This window comes from Methanobacterium sp. BAmetb5 (assembly GCF_003491305.1).
Lineage (GTDB): Archaea > Methanobacteriota > Methanobacteria > Methanobacteriales > Methanobacteriaceae > Methanobacterium.
Genome location: NZ_CP022706.1, coordinates 2,297,501 through 2,311,028 on the forward strand (window position 1 = coordinate 2,297,501; position 13,528 = coordinate 2,311,028).

Sequence of the window (13,528 nt, forward strand, 5' to 3'; positions counted from 1 at the left end):
TGGCCCTGGCTACCTATGGGGAAGAGGTTATAGTTCTGGATGCAGATGTGGCCATGGCTAACCTGGAACTCATACTGGGTATGGAAGGAAAGTCAGTGACTCTGCACGATGTTCTTTCTGGGGATGCGGATATTGAAGATGCTATTTATGAGGGACCGGGCGGTGTTAAAGTGGTCCCTGCTGGAATTTCATTGGAAGGCCTTCGTAAAATCAAAATGGATCGCCTGGAAAACGCTCTGGAAGTATTGGTTGAAAGGGCCGATATACTGCTAATTGATGCCCCTGCTGGTCTGGAAAAGGATGCCCTGGCAGCCATAGCTGCTGCTCAGGAAATGATACTTATCACCACCCCGGAAGTACCATCCATCAGTGATGCCCTAAAAACCAAGATAATAGCCAACCGGTTGGGTGTGGACATTTTGGGAGTAGTAATCAACCGGGAACAGCACGATAAAACCTTCTTAACCATCAGTGAAATTGAAACCATTTTGGAAGTGCCGGTAATTGCGGTAATCCCTGAAGACACTGAAGTCAGCAGGGCCGCTGCCTTTGGAGAGCCTTTAGTAATCAAAAACCCTAAATCTCCCACCAGCAATTCTGTCATGCAACTGGGAGCGGACCTGATAGGTGAAGAGTACCAGCCAATTGAACCAGACAAGAAGGGAGTTATCTCCAAACTGGTGGAAGGATTACTGGGAAGGAGATAAAAATTTTTAATTTTTAACTGACTGGAGAGTACATGTCAAGATTCATTGCACTTGCATCTGGAAAAGGTGGAGTAGGGAGAACATCCCTTACTTTTAATTTAGGTGTGGCCTTGAGCCTTTTTGGTGAAGAAACTGTCATGCTGGATATGGATCTGATGATGTCCAACATGGATGTTATCACCGGACTTTTGAATCCAGAGGTAACCCTGCACGATGTACTGATGCGTGATAAAGCAGTCCAGGACTGTGTTTACCAGGTTAATCAGGGTGCCCTGGTAATACCTACGGGTATGCATTTTGAAACCTTGAAAACCATCAACCCCAACTATGTTTCCTGGCAAAGGATAATGGAAGAAATATCCGCCTATGGAAATATTTTTCTGATGGACCTGCCTTCTGGTATAAATTCAAATATCTTTGAAGCCTTACCCGAGGACACTGAAGCCATACTGGTTACCAATTCTACCATGCCCTCTGTTGCTGATGCTCTTAAGATAAGAATTCTCTTAAACGAACTAAACATTGAAATCCTTGGTTTTGTTCTGAATATGTGGTACGATGATAATTTTCTTCTCTCAGTCAATGAAATAGAATCCATACTGGAAGTACCCATGATATCGGTTATTTCCTACGACCGGGAGATGGACCGTTCCATAGCACTGGGCAGTTCAGTGATGGAATTAAACCCTGCTTCACCCATAAGCAATGAAATAATGCAACTGGCCGCGGATCTTGTTGGAAAGGAATATAAACCAGTACAGCCGGATAAAGAAGGGATTATGGAACGTATTAAGAAATTTGTGGGTATATTACCCCCTGAAAACAAATAATTAAGAGTTCCTAAATTTAACCCTTATTTTAACTTTAAGCCTGTTTTAATCTTTTTTTAGAATTAGTACTGGGGTTCTGATTGATCCCATTAATAATACTGATTTTTGTCCCTACAATCCATAAAAATGGGCTGCATTCTTACAAGACAACATATCAATTTTTTTATTATCCCATCCAGCCATTTTAAGTTCGTGCACAGTTTTAGGGACTGATAAAGGGTCGGATGGTGAAGAACTCATGTCACTATCCAGCATGAACCTTTCCGGGCCGTATTCCTCGAATGTTTTCTCCAGCATTTCCACCGCACCGTTAGGTGTCATCTTCTGTGGCTGCACAGTTACCCCCATCATCCCTTCAAAATCAGCCATTAAATCGATTATGGATGGATCCACATGGTCCACCACCACCATAGACGGATCAATGTTACCTTCAATTATAGAAAGGGTTTTAATGGTCACTTCCCTTTTATTCTTTCGAGGGGTGTGCACTGCCACCTTCATGTCCAGTTCATTGGCCATTTCTAGCTGGGTTCGGAATACTTCCCTTTCAATGTTGGAAGTAGTTTCCAGTCCAATTTCTCCCATGGCAATTACCATGTCCTGATCAAGGAACCAGGGGAGCTTACGGAGCACTAACTTATAATCCGGACATATACTCCGTGGGTGGAGTCCCAGGGCAGCTTTAAGAGTGAGACCATTTTCTTCAGCCCTTTTAAAATCGTTTTCCAGTATACGGTAGAAGTGGTCCAGGACCACTGCCGAAGTGCTCATCCTCAGGGGGTCATGGGCCAGTGTAAGAGCAGATTCTATCCCGGCAACAGCCATACTCTTAAAATCTTCGTAAGGCCGGCAATCCGCATGTATGTGTGCGTCTATCATAAACTCATCTCCATAAAATTTCTACCTTGACTTTTAACTGTTTTTTTATGTTTAATGAAAGCAATTATCTTTTACGTCTAAAATTACCATCTTTTATTCTAAAATTAATTAAGAAGTTCAACCATATAAGTATGTAAGGGGATAATTCAATAATTTCCTTTCTCTTAGGAGGTGTAACTGTGGATGTGGAAGAAATGGCTAAAAAGGCCACATTAAAGGATTTGAAGGCTATAGCCAAAAAACACGATATAAAACTGGGACGCTGCCCAACTAAACTAAAAATTGCCCAGATGATCCCTAAAGAAGAACTGGAATCATTGGTCAAAGAAGATTAAGTTTTCCCTTAAAATAAAAAAAATAATTGAATAAAAAAAGTGTTTTAGGACATATTTAACTAAAATCTGGTTTTAGATGTCACTAAAATTTACTTTTTTAAGTAATAAGTTGTTTATTCTATCTGCTACCTTAGATAGGGGCACCCGAACCTGTTCCTGGCTGTCACGTTCACGTATAGTAACAGTCTCATCTTCCAAGGTCTGGTGGTCCACGGTAACTGCAAAAGGTGTTCCAATCTCATCAGAACGAGCATAACGGCGGCCTATGGTTCCAGAGGTGTCCACTTCAGCTATTATGCCTTCCCCCCGGAGATTTTCCATTATGTTATTGGCTATTTCCACCAGTTCATCCTTGTTTACCAGTGGGAAGACATTTGCTCCCACTGGGGCGATGTCTGGTGGGAAATGGAAAATATTACGCTCATCTTCCTGGGTAAAGGAGTGGAGGAGTACGGAGTAGGTTATACGGTCAATACCGTATGATGGTTCAATTACATGGGGATATATCTTTTCTCCCCGTACCGTTTCTTCAACTTCTTCGAATGATACGAGATCCGGAGTTAACTGATAGGTCTCACCTTCTAGTTCCACCTCATAAACACCTTTATCCTCGAAAGCTTCTTTTATAATGTTGGAATCGGCTTCCTTGAGGAAATTCATGATCTTGGGAGCAGCACCCTTAAACAGGGGTCCGAATTTTTTCATATCCGGTTTAGCTACCATTTTGGTGATGGTTCGTGGTTCATCGTATTCTATGAAAACGGATAGATCTTCCTTACTGTATTGGCTGTGGGATTTGAGGTCGAAATCTGTTCGGTCGGCAATTCCAATCACTTCGATCCAGCCATAACGGTCGGTGTAGATTTCCACATCCCAGCAGTCAATGGCGTAGTGGGCCATCTCGGTCTTCATGTGCTGACGGAACCTTATCACATCTCGTGGTATTCCCAGATCCTCCATGAACTGGTCAGCCAGACATAACTGGTAGGTTAACATTTGGCTGGATACCACTCCACTATCCACAGCTTCCTGAGCGGTGATCTGGACTGCTTCCCCCTCGTTCTCCTGGGCATCGGCAGTGTACAGTGTAAGGGTCTGCTGGGCCACCCTCTGAAAGTGGGGATGTTTCTTATCCCGGGGGTCCACGAAGATCTCTGCTTCAGCCTGAGTGAACTCCCGAAGCCGGATAACACCCTGACGTGGTGAGATCTCATTCCGGTAGGCCTTACCCAGCTGCACCACACCGAAGGGGAGTTTTCCACGGAAAAACCTTAAAAGTCTCTTGAAGGGTATGAATATACCCTGGGCGGTTTCTGGCCGCATGTAACCTGTCTTTTTACCTTTAGCACCTATAAGGGTTTGGAACATCAGGTTGTAACTCCAGACATGGGTTAGGTGGCCTCCGCATTTGGGGCAAGGTATCTGTCGGTCGGATAATATCTCTGTGAGTTCCTGGTTTTCTAATCCTTCCACTTCTTCTCCAATGGCTTCTTTAATAACATGATCTGCCCGGAACACTTCCAGACAATCTTTACATTCAGTCATGGGGTCGTTGAAGTGATCCACATGTCCCGATGCTTTAAGTGCCTCTTCGGGCATGATGGTTGGTGATTCTATTTCGTAGAAACCCTCGCCCACCAGGTAGTACTCCCTCCACTTGTTCATGATCTTATTTTTCAAGATGGCCCCTAAAGGACCGTAATCAAAGAATCCTGCCACTCCTGAGTAAATTTCAAATGATGACCATAAAAATCCTCTTTTTTTGGCAATATTCATAACATCTTCATTTTTCATTTATATCCTCTCATGATTCATCTTTAGTGTGAATAATCAATAAAATTAAATATGTTGGCTTTATTCCCGGAAAAAGATACAGTATGCAGGGATAATCCCTAATGCAAACTTCAATCCATTTAATCAAAGTAACCTAAACTTTACAACTTAAAGCAACTTTAATATTAAATTTAAAGTAATTTTGTTTGCTTCCGGTCTCTGATCTCATAGTCCTGTTTGATTTTACTGGTAACTGGTTTGTCCTGACCCATATATTTGCTATCACGCTCAGGATGTCCGTAGGGACGTAGTGAAGGGGTGGTCATGGTTTCAAACACGATCTGGCATACTCTTTGACCGGTGTAGAGCGCAACTGGCATTTTACCTATGTTGGAAATTTCCAGGGTGATCTTCCCTTCGAATCCCGGGTCAATGTAGCCGGCAGTGACGTGCATGGTGATCCCCAAACGCCCCATTGATGAACGCCCCTCCACACGGGCCACCAAGTCATCAGGGAGTTTAACAGCTTCGTAGGTGGTGGCCAGTGCAAATTCGCCGGGATGTATTATGAATGCCTCTCCCTGTTCTAAATGGAATGATTCCATGTAGGACTCCAGGTCAGATTTGTCCAGGGGGTCGATACAGGGTTTTCGGATTATGCGAAATCCTTTAAATTCATTACCAATCCTGAGATCCACTGATGATGGCTGGATCTGCCTGCTTGGGTCTTCCAAAGGGTCTATGGTGATCTTGCCTTCATCCAAATATTTTATGATATCCTGGTCACTTAAAATAGCCATTTTATCTCATTCTCCCTTTTTAGTTAGTTTTTTTAATTAATTAAGCTGTTTGGGGATAAATACAATCCGTACATTATTCTTAAATTTTATTTCACGGGAATGATCTTCAAGTGGATTATTATTTACAAAATTTCACTTAATCTACTTAATAATCCTCCACTTTACTATTTATTATATTCTCTCTTTAATCCTTCGAAACACTCCTTTAAGAGTATGGGCTTCTCTTCCGGAAATAAATGCCCTGCCCATCACCCTTCTAAACACTGTGGAAGCATTCTTCTTTTTATGATCCGGGTAATCCAGATGGTCCAGTACTTCGTTCATGTCCCGGATTAAATCCTGTTTTTCCTCCACCGAGGCTTCATCTATCTCTTCCACGGGATAGGCTTTTTCAGTCTTAAACAGTTCATAAAAGATGATGGCCGCAGCATGGGTGATGTTAAGTATGGGATAAACGTCATGGGTGGGAATGGATACCACCACGTCACATAGTTCCAATTCCTGATTGGTAAGGCCATCCCCTTCCCTACCAAATATCAGTGCAATATTGCCCTTCTCATTTAAGTTTTGGGCCAGGTTATCCGGAGTAACGGCGATACGGGGGATGTTGTAACTTCCACCCGCTGTACCAGTAGTGCCCACTGCAAAGTCAATTTTATTTATTTTGATAAATTCCTCCAGCGAACTGTACTCCTGGCGATTGGAAACAATTTCCCGGGCATGCATAGCCTTATAGTACGAATCATTCTCCAGTTGGCAGGGATTAATAAGCACCATGTCCCTTAAACCGAAATTTTTCATGGTCCGCGCCAGAAAACCAATATTCCCTGGAGTTTCGGGTTCCACAAAAACCACATAAATCATGTTATCCTGTTCAAATCCTTTTTTTTAGTTTTATAGTTGTTCTGAAAGTCAAATGAGGACACAGAGTTATCCTTAAAGTAGGGAGTTTTTATCATCCTCTTTTCATTGATAGGCCTTTTCCAGTAATTTGAGTATGTTCATAACCTCCAGGTTGAGGCCTTCCCTCTCCAGGGATGCCCGGATGTTGTTTTCACAGAAGGGACAGATGGTGATCACCGCATCCACACCCAGTTTTTCAATCATCTCTGCCTTGGCCCGGCCTAAATCTGCAGCAATTTCTGGTTTACCGGATCTCACACCCCCACCAGCACCACAGCACTGGTCAGGGACTTCCATTTCCACGAATTCCAGGCCTTTAATTTTCCTTAGAATTTCACGGGGTTCCTCCCGGATTCCCTGGCCACGAACGAGGTGGCAGGGGTCGTGGTAGGTTGCCTTCAGGTTAACCGGTTTCATATCCTCTGTTTTCAGCTTATCTGCCAGATACTCACTGATATCCATTACCTTGAACTGGACACCGTACCGGGGATAATCCTTTTTAAGGGTTGCACCACAACCGGCACAGACAGTTATAATGGTATCGTAACCAGCAAAGGCCTCGGCATTCTTTTTCACCAGATCTTCCACAATATCAGTTTGTCCGGTTCGGATCAGGGGGGAACCACAGCAAACCTGCTGGCTGGGCACCTCTACTATGACATCATGGTTGTTTAGAACGTCCAGGAGGGCCATTCCAATCTCAGGTAGACGATAATCCATGAGGCAACCAGTGAAAAGGGCAACTTTCTCTTTCCCCTCGGCTGCATCTTCGGGTAACTCTCGGGAGTTGGCTATTTTCACAAAACCAGCCCTCATGGGGCCTTCTTCCATGGGTTCCACGGATCTTCCGGTCTTTTCAATGAGTTCCTTTAAAGCGCGATGGGGTGGTAGGGGTCCAATACCTTCCTGGTAAGCCATTTCCCGTAACTTTTCAATGGCGCCACCAAAGGTGTTAATTTCCTTGGGACATACCTCCACGCATTTAGAACAGGAGGTACAACAGTAAAGCCCCTCTTCAAACCCTTCCTCTGCCCTATCAGAGCAATCTCTTGGATCAAATGCAAATTTAGATAGATAACGCATGAAATAGGGTCCTGCAAATTCATCATTAACTTTCAATACAGGACAGGCTGATAAGCAGGAGTAACAGTCAATACAACTCCTTAACTTCTTGGTGTTGGCCAGATCTTCTGGATTGATAATAGCCGGGCACTCACCCATCTCACATTCATCCTCCAGAAAGAGGCCCATATCCTTTACCTTGCCGTCCATTTCGCTTCGATCAACAACTAAATCCTTAACAACTGGTAGATTAAGGGGTTCAATTACATCTTTATCCTGTATTTCTTTTTTACAGGCCAGAGCCATTTCTCCGTTAACTTTAACTGCACAGGATCCGCACTGACCCGCCCGGCAGGAGCTGCGATAGGCAATGTTGGCCTGATGATGCTGGTTGATGTAATTCAAGGCATCCAGGACTTTCATTTTATCCTTTCTTTTAACCGAGTAAGTTTCTGGATGGGATGTTTCATCCCTGGAAGGCTGGCGCATAACAGTTACATTTATCATTTCCATCTCCGACATGATTTAAGCATTTAATGATTTTTTAATTGGTTTAAGCTTTTAAAAAACATTATTAGTTAGTTAACTGGGTTTTTTAGATTTTTCAAACTCAGTTTAAAAATCCATTCTATAAACTCCAAAGGCGATTGAGAGTTAAAATAGAATCAATAAATATTAGGTGTTATTCCTATAAAAAATATTATACAATAAAAAAGCGTATTGTCCACCAAATTGGAATTCATGAATGAACCTTTTTAGGGATTATCAATCTAAATCCTTCACTAAAAACCAGTAAATGGCTAGTTCATCTTCCAATTGGGGGTGGTTGGGGTAGGTTACAGCCACCAGATCCCAGTACTCTTTGCTGTGGTTTCTGACCTTCAAGTGACAGATTTCATGGTGCACCACGTATCGGATAAGGTTTTCTGGTAGATATCTCAGGCGGGTGTTTATATTAATGTTAGCCTGGTTGCTACAGCTTCCCCAGCGGGTTTTCATCCGTCGCAGAGTTATCTGGTTAACCTTCAAACCCATTTCACAGGATATTTCATCCACCAAGTTAGTGACCATATCCCTAAAGTCTTCTCTACTCCTACTAAAATCCAGTTTCCTTTTTAGAGATTCACTTCTCAACTTTCTAATTCGTGAAATTTTTTGATAAATCCATTTCTCATGTTTATCCACCAGTTCACGGTAATCATTCACCCCTGGCGGCAATATAAGGTTGAGTTCCCCATTTTTAATTTCCAAACGAGCGTATTTCACCTTCCGGTGGAATACATGATAGTTAACCTCAATATCCTGGATTTTAATTTTCCTCATCAGGGTTAATTATAATAAAATCCTTAAATAATCTTCTATTAGTGAACTTATACTGAACTTTTCTAATGCCAATAGTGAGGGGGACAATGAAAGAAACTTCATTTGCAGTGGTTATTGTAACATTTCTGGCATTTCTGGGTGTTTTATCAGGGGTAGTTTTGCTGGCTGAGAATGAAACCTCAATATTAGAAGATGCGGGTTCTTTTTTAAACCAACAACAGGACTCCAGTCTTCCTGGTGCAGAACTAGCGCAAAACACTTCCGAAATTTCTAACACCACCAATACCTCGAGTAACTCCAACCAGACTCCGAAAAATAACACCAAATCCACTAATTATTCGGTTGAAACAATTTTGGGACAAAAAACACCCCTGCGTGATGGTGTACAACTGGTTTCTGATCTCTGGATGCCCACTGAGGAGGGCCAATATCCAGTTATCATGATTCGCACACCCTACGGTCGCAGCAACCCTCAAATGAACTACACTGGCATGGGAGAGTATTTCGCCCGACAGGGATACGTGTTCATGGTGCAGGATGTGCGGGGTAAAGGTGACTCCCCAGGAGATTTCGGGTTCCTGTTCCAGGAAGGACAGGATGGTTACGATTCTATTGAATGGGCGGCCAACCAGTCCTGGTCCAATGGAAGAGTAGGTATGATGGGTTATGATTACATGGGAACTGACCAGTGGCTGGCTGCCCGGGAAAAACCACCACACCTGGTATGCATAGCACCCACCGCAGCCACTGGCAGATACATGGAAGAAGTACCCTCCATTGGGGGAGTTTTCTATATGGGATGGGCCCTCCCCTGGGCACTGGCCAACAACGGCCGAGTTCCTGATTCCAATACTCAAAACCTTAACTGGACCCCCATATTTAATCATCGGCCACTTTCAACGGCAGATGAGCTGACCGGAACCCAGGTTGCTCTCTACCGCCAGTTCCTGGAACATCAAACCCGGGATGATTACTGGAAGCGGATCCAGTTCACAGAACAAGATTTTGTAGGTATAAACATTCCCGTCCTCACCACCACTGGCTGGTTCGATGTTAACCAGCCCGGAACACTCTTCTACTGGAATGGTATTAAAAAGAATTCCACACCAAGTGACCAGTACCTGATCATAGGGCCCTGGACACACGAGGGAACCTTCAAAACAGGGGAACAAGTATCTCCAGTGGGAGATCTACCGGTTCCCGGAACTCAGAAAGATTTACTGGCCACTCAACTGGCATTTTTCAATTATTACCTTAAAAATTCAACTGACTCCTCCCATCCTGCAGTTAATAATTCTAACTCCAGTTCCCCCAATACTATCCCTTCAAATAATAACACTACCCTTTCCAATATTAATAGGACTAACACCTCCGATACTTTAAATGGGCCGTTAAACCTACCTCGGGCAACAGTCTACATCACTGGTTTGAGTAAATGGATAAACCTCACCACTTATCCTCCGCAGGATATGAATATAACTCCCCTCTACCTTAACAGCCGAGGGCAGGCCAATACCTTAAATGGCAATGGTTTCCTGCAATGGAACTTAACCTCTGCCAATGCCTCCTCCAATTCCAGTGCGGTCAATTCAACTTCCAGTACCAACTTGACAGCTAATTCTGACAGTTACACCTATGATCCGGCTAACCCCCGACCAGTTACATCCGGAGGTTATGCTATCAACTCCATCAGCACTGAAAACCGTTCTGATGTCCTGGTTTACACCACCACTGCACTGGAAGAACCAGTCATGATATTGGGTCCAGTGACCGTAGAAGTGTATGCAGCCAGTACTGCCCGGGACACGGATTTCGTGGCCAGAATCATGGATGTATATCCCAATGGGACCACCATCAACCTGGGTAACTTTGAATCAGGGGGATCAATTAGAGCCAGATTTAGACAAGGTTTTGACCGGGAAATCCTCTTAGAACCAGGTAAAATTGAAAAATACCGAATTGAACTTTATGACATGGGACACGTGTTCCTTCCAGGTCATAAAATCCGCCTGGAAATATCTTCCAGTGCTTACCCTATCCTGCACCCCAACCCCAACACTGGTAATCCCATTGCCACAGACACACAGCAGCAGATAGCAAATCAGACCATTTATCACGACTTGGAACATCATTCATCCCTGTTACTGCCAGTTATACCTTCTAATAGCTCCATCTACAGAGGGTTGCTGGGATCTTATTTGTAAGACGATTTATGTAAGAAAATATTCCATTTAAAATCTTTAAAAAAAGAGATTAAACATGGAAATAAATCTTTTCAAGGGTCCCGATAAATTTTCAAATAACTAACCCTAAATATCTAAATCTATATACTAAAAAATATCCAAAGCTATATTTTAGTCTGATTAATAATCTAGTCTGATTAATAAAATTATGAATTTAATCGTCACTTTACTCTAAGGAAGATAGTTATGAACATCAAGGAAATACTCACCAAAAAAGAGAAGGATAAACTGTTCCTGATGGGCAACGAAGCTGCAGTCCGCGGAGCACTGGAAGCCGGTGTGTCTGTGGCCAGCACCTACCCCGGAACACCTTCTTCTGAGATTGGAAATGTTTTATCAGTCCTGGCCGCAGAGGCAGGGATGTACTTCGAATTTTCAGTCAATGAAAAGGTAGCCCTGGAAGTGGCTGCCGCTGCCGCTGCCTCCGGACTCAGATCATTCACCTTCATGAAACATGTGGGCCTGAATGTGGCCTCCGACTCCCTGATGAGCGTGGCCTACACCGGTGTCCGGGGGGGAATGGTGATCCTCACGGCTGATGACCCCTCTATGTTTTCATCCCAGAATGAGCAGGACAACCGTCACTACGCACGACTGGCCAACTTACCCCTCCTGGAAGCATCCAGCCCCCAGGAAGTTAAGGATCTCATGAAATACGCCTACCAGTTATCGGAAGAATTCGAATTACCTGTTATTCTCCGGACCACCACCCGGGTTTCCCATATGAGGGGTGTAGTGGAACTGGGACCCCTTAAAAAAGCCCCGGCAAAGGGACACTTTGATAAGGATCCCCAGCGCTTCGTACCAGTACCCGAATCTGCCAGGGTAATGCACCGCAACCTGGTTGAGAAAATGGCAAAAATAGGTGTGCTTTCCAATAACTCATCCCTAAACCATCCCCTTAACAGAGGAAGTCAAGTGGGAATCATCACCAGTGGCAGTGCCTTCAACTACGTCATGGATGTGGTGGAGGAGTACAATTTACCGGTAAATGTCCTTAAAATAACCTTCTCCCATCCTTTCCCTGAAAAAAAGGTGCTGGAGTTTATGGATAACCTGGAAATGGTGCTGGTGGTGGAAGAGGTTGACCCCATAATGGAAAAAGAGGTGCTGGCAATTGTGGGTAAACACCATCTTGATAAAACTGTTCACGGTAAATTGGATGGAACTCTACCATTGATATACGAGTACAGTCCGGATATAGTGCTGGGAGGAGTGGGCCGGATGATGGGGTTGGAAATGCCCCCTGAAGATGTTAAAACTTCGCTTGGGCTTCCCAAAAGACCGGCTACACTGTGCCCGGGTTGCCCCCACCGTGCAGCATACTTTGAGGTTAAAAAGGCAGCAGAAGAACTGAATATTACTGATGTGATCTTCCCCACTGATATTGGCTGTTATACCCTGGGTATTGAACGCCCCTACCAAACAGCAGATTACCTGTTATCCATGGGTTCCTCCATTGGAACTAGCTGTGGATTCTCCAAAGCCACGGACCAAACTGTGGTGAGTTTTATAGGCGACTCTACCTTTTTCCATGCAGGTATACCACCTCTCCTCAACGCAGTGCACAATAAAGCCAACTTCGTCCTGGTGATCCTAGACAACCGTACCACAGCCATGACCGGAGGCCAACCACACCCCGGGCTACCCATTGATGGTATGGGGATGGAAGCACCGGAAATATCCATACCCGCAATGGTAAAGGCCTGTGGAGTGGAAATGGTGGAAACCATCAACCCCCTCAATGTACGCAACTCCCGGGAATCATTCAAAAAGGCACTCCAGTACGAGGGAGTGGCTGTGGTTATCTCCCAGTACCCCTGCATGTTAATTAAAGGAAGAAAAGAGACAGGTAAAAACATCGTTATCGATGTCCAGGAGGATAAATGTACAAACTGTGATACCTGTGTCCTGGAGCTTACCTGCCCGGCCATTTACACCAGTGAAGAGGGTAAGATAAGGATTGATCCCCTGATGTGTAGAAAATGCAATGTGTGTGTACAGACCTGTCCAGAGAAGGCTATAAGAGCCAAAAGAATAGATGCAGAGAACGGGAGGAACAAACAATGAATCCCTATAATATTTACATTTCAGGAGTTGGTGGTCAGGGTATCATCAAAACCTCGGTGATCATGGGAGAAGCAGCCATGCAGAGTGGTTTATCTGTGGTGGTGGGAGAAATCCACGGAATGTCCCAGCGAGGAGGAGTGGTATCCACTCAGATGAAGATAGGAGACTCTCACAGCCCCCTCATTGAAGAAGGAAAAACTGACCTTTTACTGGCCTTCGAACCATTAGAAGCCCTCCGGGCGATGAATATGATTAATGAGGATAGTTACGTGGTTGTGAACACCTCTACCATTTATCCCTTTAACATCAGGCAAAGTGAACACCCTTACCCTGAATTATCCACCATGCTGGATGAACTGGAATCCCAGACAAAGAAAGTCATTGCCCTGGATGCCGATGGAATTGCCAAGGAAGCCGGTCACATCCTGGCAGTGAACATGGTGATGTTAGGTGCTGCAGCAGCAGTTCCAGGATTCCCCGTGGATAAGCAGATTATAATGGAATCAATGCAGAACAACCTGCCTGAGAAGAGTATTCCTATAAATTTGAAGGCATTTGAGGAAGGATTCAGGGTTTGTTCTTCCAATATTTAAGCAGGATTAA

At 44.1% G+C, this 13,528-nt stretch carries 12 protein-coding genes (1 of these 12 only partly in view); 6 read left to right on the forward strand and 6 right to left on the reverse strand.

What is annotated here, in order from left to right; genetic code table 11:
• Together minD (CIT02_RS11480) and minD (CIT02_RS11485) are read left to right on the forward strand one after the other, a co-directional pair.
• Positions 1 to 707 carry the 3' portion of a cell division ATPase MinD gene (gene minD, locus CIT02_RS11480; RefSeq protein WP_048072170.1) on the forward strand. It extends 73 nt beyond the left edge of the window, so only the last 707 of its 780 coding nucleotides appear in the window; its start codon lies beyond the left edge, outside the window; its stop codon occupies positions 705 to 707.
• Between the two features lie 32 nt (positions 708 to 739).
• Positions 740 to 1,537 carry a cell division ATPase MinD gene (minD, locus tag CIT02_RS11485; protein ID WP_048072169.1) on the forward strand — a complete coding sequence of 266 codons (798 nt, stop codon included), beginning with the start codon at positions 740 to 742 and terminating at the stop codon, positions 1,535 to 1,537.
• A gap of 111 nt (positions 1,538 to 1,648) precedes the next feature.
• Here the strand turns inward: minD (CIT02_RS11485) and CIT02_RS11490 are convergent, their stop codons facing one another.
• Entirely contained in the window at positions 1,649 to 2,416 is a 768-nt protein-coding gene (locus CIT02_RS11490) for a TatD family hydrolase (RefSeq protein WP_292612645.1), read from the reverse strand.
• 179 nt (positions 2,417 to 2,595) lie between these two features.
• Here CIT02_RS11490 and CIT02_RS11495 point away from each other — a divergent pair, with 179 nt between their 5' ends.
• Positions 2,596 to 2,751 (forward strand): hypothetical protein, encoded by a 156-nt coding sequence (locus CIT02_RS11495; protein ID WP_292612646.1) that lies wholly within the window; start codon positions 2,596 to 2,598, stop codon positions 2,749 to 2,751.
• A 72-nt stretch (positions 2,752 to 2,823) separates the two neighbouring features.
• Here the strand turns inward: CIT02_RS11495 and glyS are convergent, their stop codons facing one another.
• From glyS to CIT02_RS11520, 5 genes are all read right to left on the reverse strand, one after another.
• Positions 2,824 to 4,545: a glycine--tRNA ligase gene (gene glyS / locus CIT02_RS11500; RefSeq protein ID WP_292612647.1), complete on the reverse strand. Its 1,722-nt coding sequence runs from the start codon at positions 4,543 to 4,545 to the stop codon at positions 2,824 to 2,826.
• 170 nt (positions 4,546 to 4,715) lie between these two features.
• Complete coding sequence (dcd, locus tag CIT02_RS11505) at positions 4,716 to 5,324, reverse strand: dCTP deaminase (RefSeq protein ID WP_292612648.1); 609 nt, start codon at positions 5,322 to 5,324, stop codon at positions 4,716 to 4,718.
• 171 nt (positions 5,325 to 5,495) lie between these two features.
• A complete protein-coding gene (locus CIT02_RS11510; protein WP_292612649.1) occupies positions 5,496 to 6,188 on the reverse strand; it encodes an RNA methyltransferase in 693 nt (230 codons plus the stop codon).
• 102 nt (positions 6,189 to 6,290) lie between these two features.
• Complete coding sequence (tfrB, locus tag CIT02_RS11515) at positions 6,291 to 7,796, reverse strand: fumarate reductase (CoM/CoB) subunit TfrB (RefSeq protein ID WP_292612650.1); 1,506 nt, start codon at positions 7,794 to 7,796, stop codon at positions 6,291 to 6,293.
• Positions 7,797 to 8,054: 258 nt separating this feature from the next.
• Positions 8,055 to 8,612, reverse strand: coding sequence for a M48 family metallopeptidase (locus CIT02_RS11520; RefSeq protein ID WP_292612651.1), 558 nt, complete (start codon positions 8,610 to 8,612; stop codon positions 8,055 to 8,057).
• Between the two features lie 86 nt (positions 8,613 to 8,698).
• Between CIT02_RS11520 and CIT02_RS11525 the strand changes: the two genes are divergently transcribed.
• The 3 genes from CIT02_RS11525 (at position 8,699) to CIT02_RS11535 (ending at position 13,518) form a co-directional block, all read left to right on the forward strand.
• The gene (locus tag CIT02_RS11525; protein ID WP_292612652.1) at positions 8,699 to 10,816 is read left to right on the forward strand and encodes a CocE/NonD family hydrolase; all 2,118 of its coding nucleotides are present in this window, start codon (positions 8,699 to 8,701) and stop codon (positions 10,814 to 10,816) included.
• Between the two features lie 225 nt (positions 10,817 to 11,041).
• A complete protein-coding gene (gene iorA, locus CIT02_RS11530) occupies positions 11,042 to 12,925 on the forward strand; it encodes an indolepyruvate ferredoxin oxidoreductase subunit alpha (protein ID WP_292612653.1) in 1,884 nt (627 codons plus the stop codon).
• Positions 12,922 to 13,518, forward strand: coding sequence for an indolepyruvate oxidoreductase subunit beta (locus CIT02_RS11535; protein ID WP_292612654.1), 597 nt, complete (start codon positions 12,922 to 12,924; stop codon positions 13,516 to 13,518). The genes iorA and CIT02_RS11535 overlap by 4 nt, the downstream gene beginning before the upstream one ends.
• Positions 13,519 to 13,528 lie beyond the last annotated feature (10 nt).

What these genes read in the sequence shown, in the direction of transcription:
- minD (WP_048072169.1), top strand. Translation starts at nt 740, where the DNA reads ATGTCAAGATTCATTGCACTTGCATCTGGAAAAGGTGGAGTAGGGAGA.
- CIT02_RS11490 (WP_292612645.1), bottom strand. Translation starts at nt 2,416, where the DNA reads ATGATAGACGCACACATACATGCGGATTGCCGGCCTTACGAAGATTTT.
- glyS (WP_292612647.1), bottom strand. Translation starts at nt 4,545, where the DNA reads ATGAAAAATGAAGATGTTATGAATATTGCCAAAAAAAGAGGATTTTTA.
- dcd (WP_292612648.1), bottom strand. Translation starts at nt 5,324, where the DNA reads ATGGCTATTTTAAGTGACCAGGATATCATAAAATATTTGGATGAAGGC.
- CIT02_RS11510 (WP_292612649.1), bottom strand. Translation starts at nt 6,188, where the DNA reads ATGATTTATGTGGTTTTTGTGGAACCCGAAACTCCAGGGAATATTGGT.
- tfrB (WP_292612650.1), bottom strand. Translation starts at nt 7,796, where the DNA reads ATGATAAATGTAACTGTTATGCGCCAGCCTTCCAGGGATGAAACATCC.
- CIT02_RS11520 (WP_292612651.1), bottom strand. Translation starts at nt 8,612, where the DNA reads ATGAGGAAAATTAAAATCCAGGATATTGAGGTTAACTATCATGTATTC.
- CIT02_RS11525 (WP_292612652.1), top strand. Translation starts at nt 8,699, where the DNA reads ATGAAAGAAACTTCATTTGCAGTGGTTATTGTAACATTTCTGGCATTT.
- iorA (WP_292612653.1), top strand. Translation starts at nt 11,042, where the DNA reads ATGAACATCAAGGAAATACTCACCAAAAAAGAGAAGGATAAACTGTTC.
- CIT02_RS11535 (WP_292612654.1), top strand. Translation starts at nt 12,922, where the DNA reads ATGAATCCCTATAATATTTACATTTCAGGAGTTGGTGGTCAGGGTATC.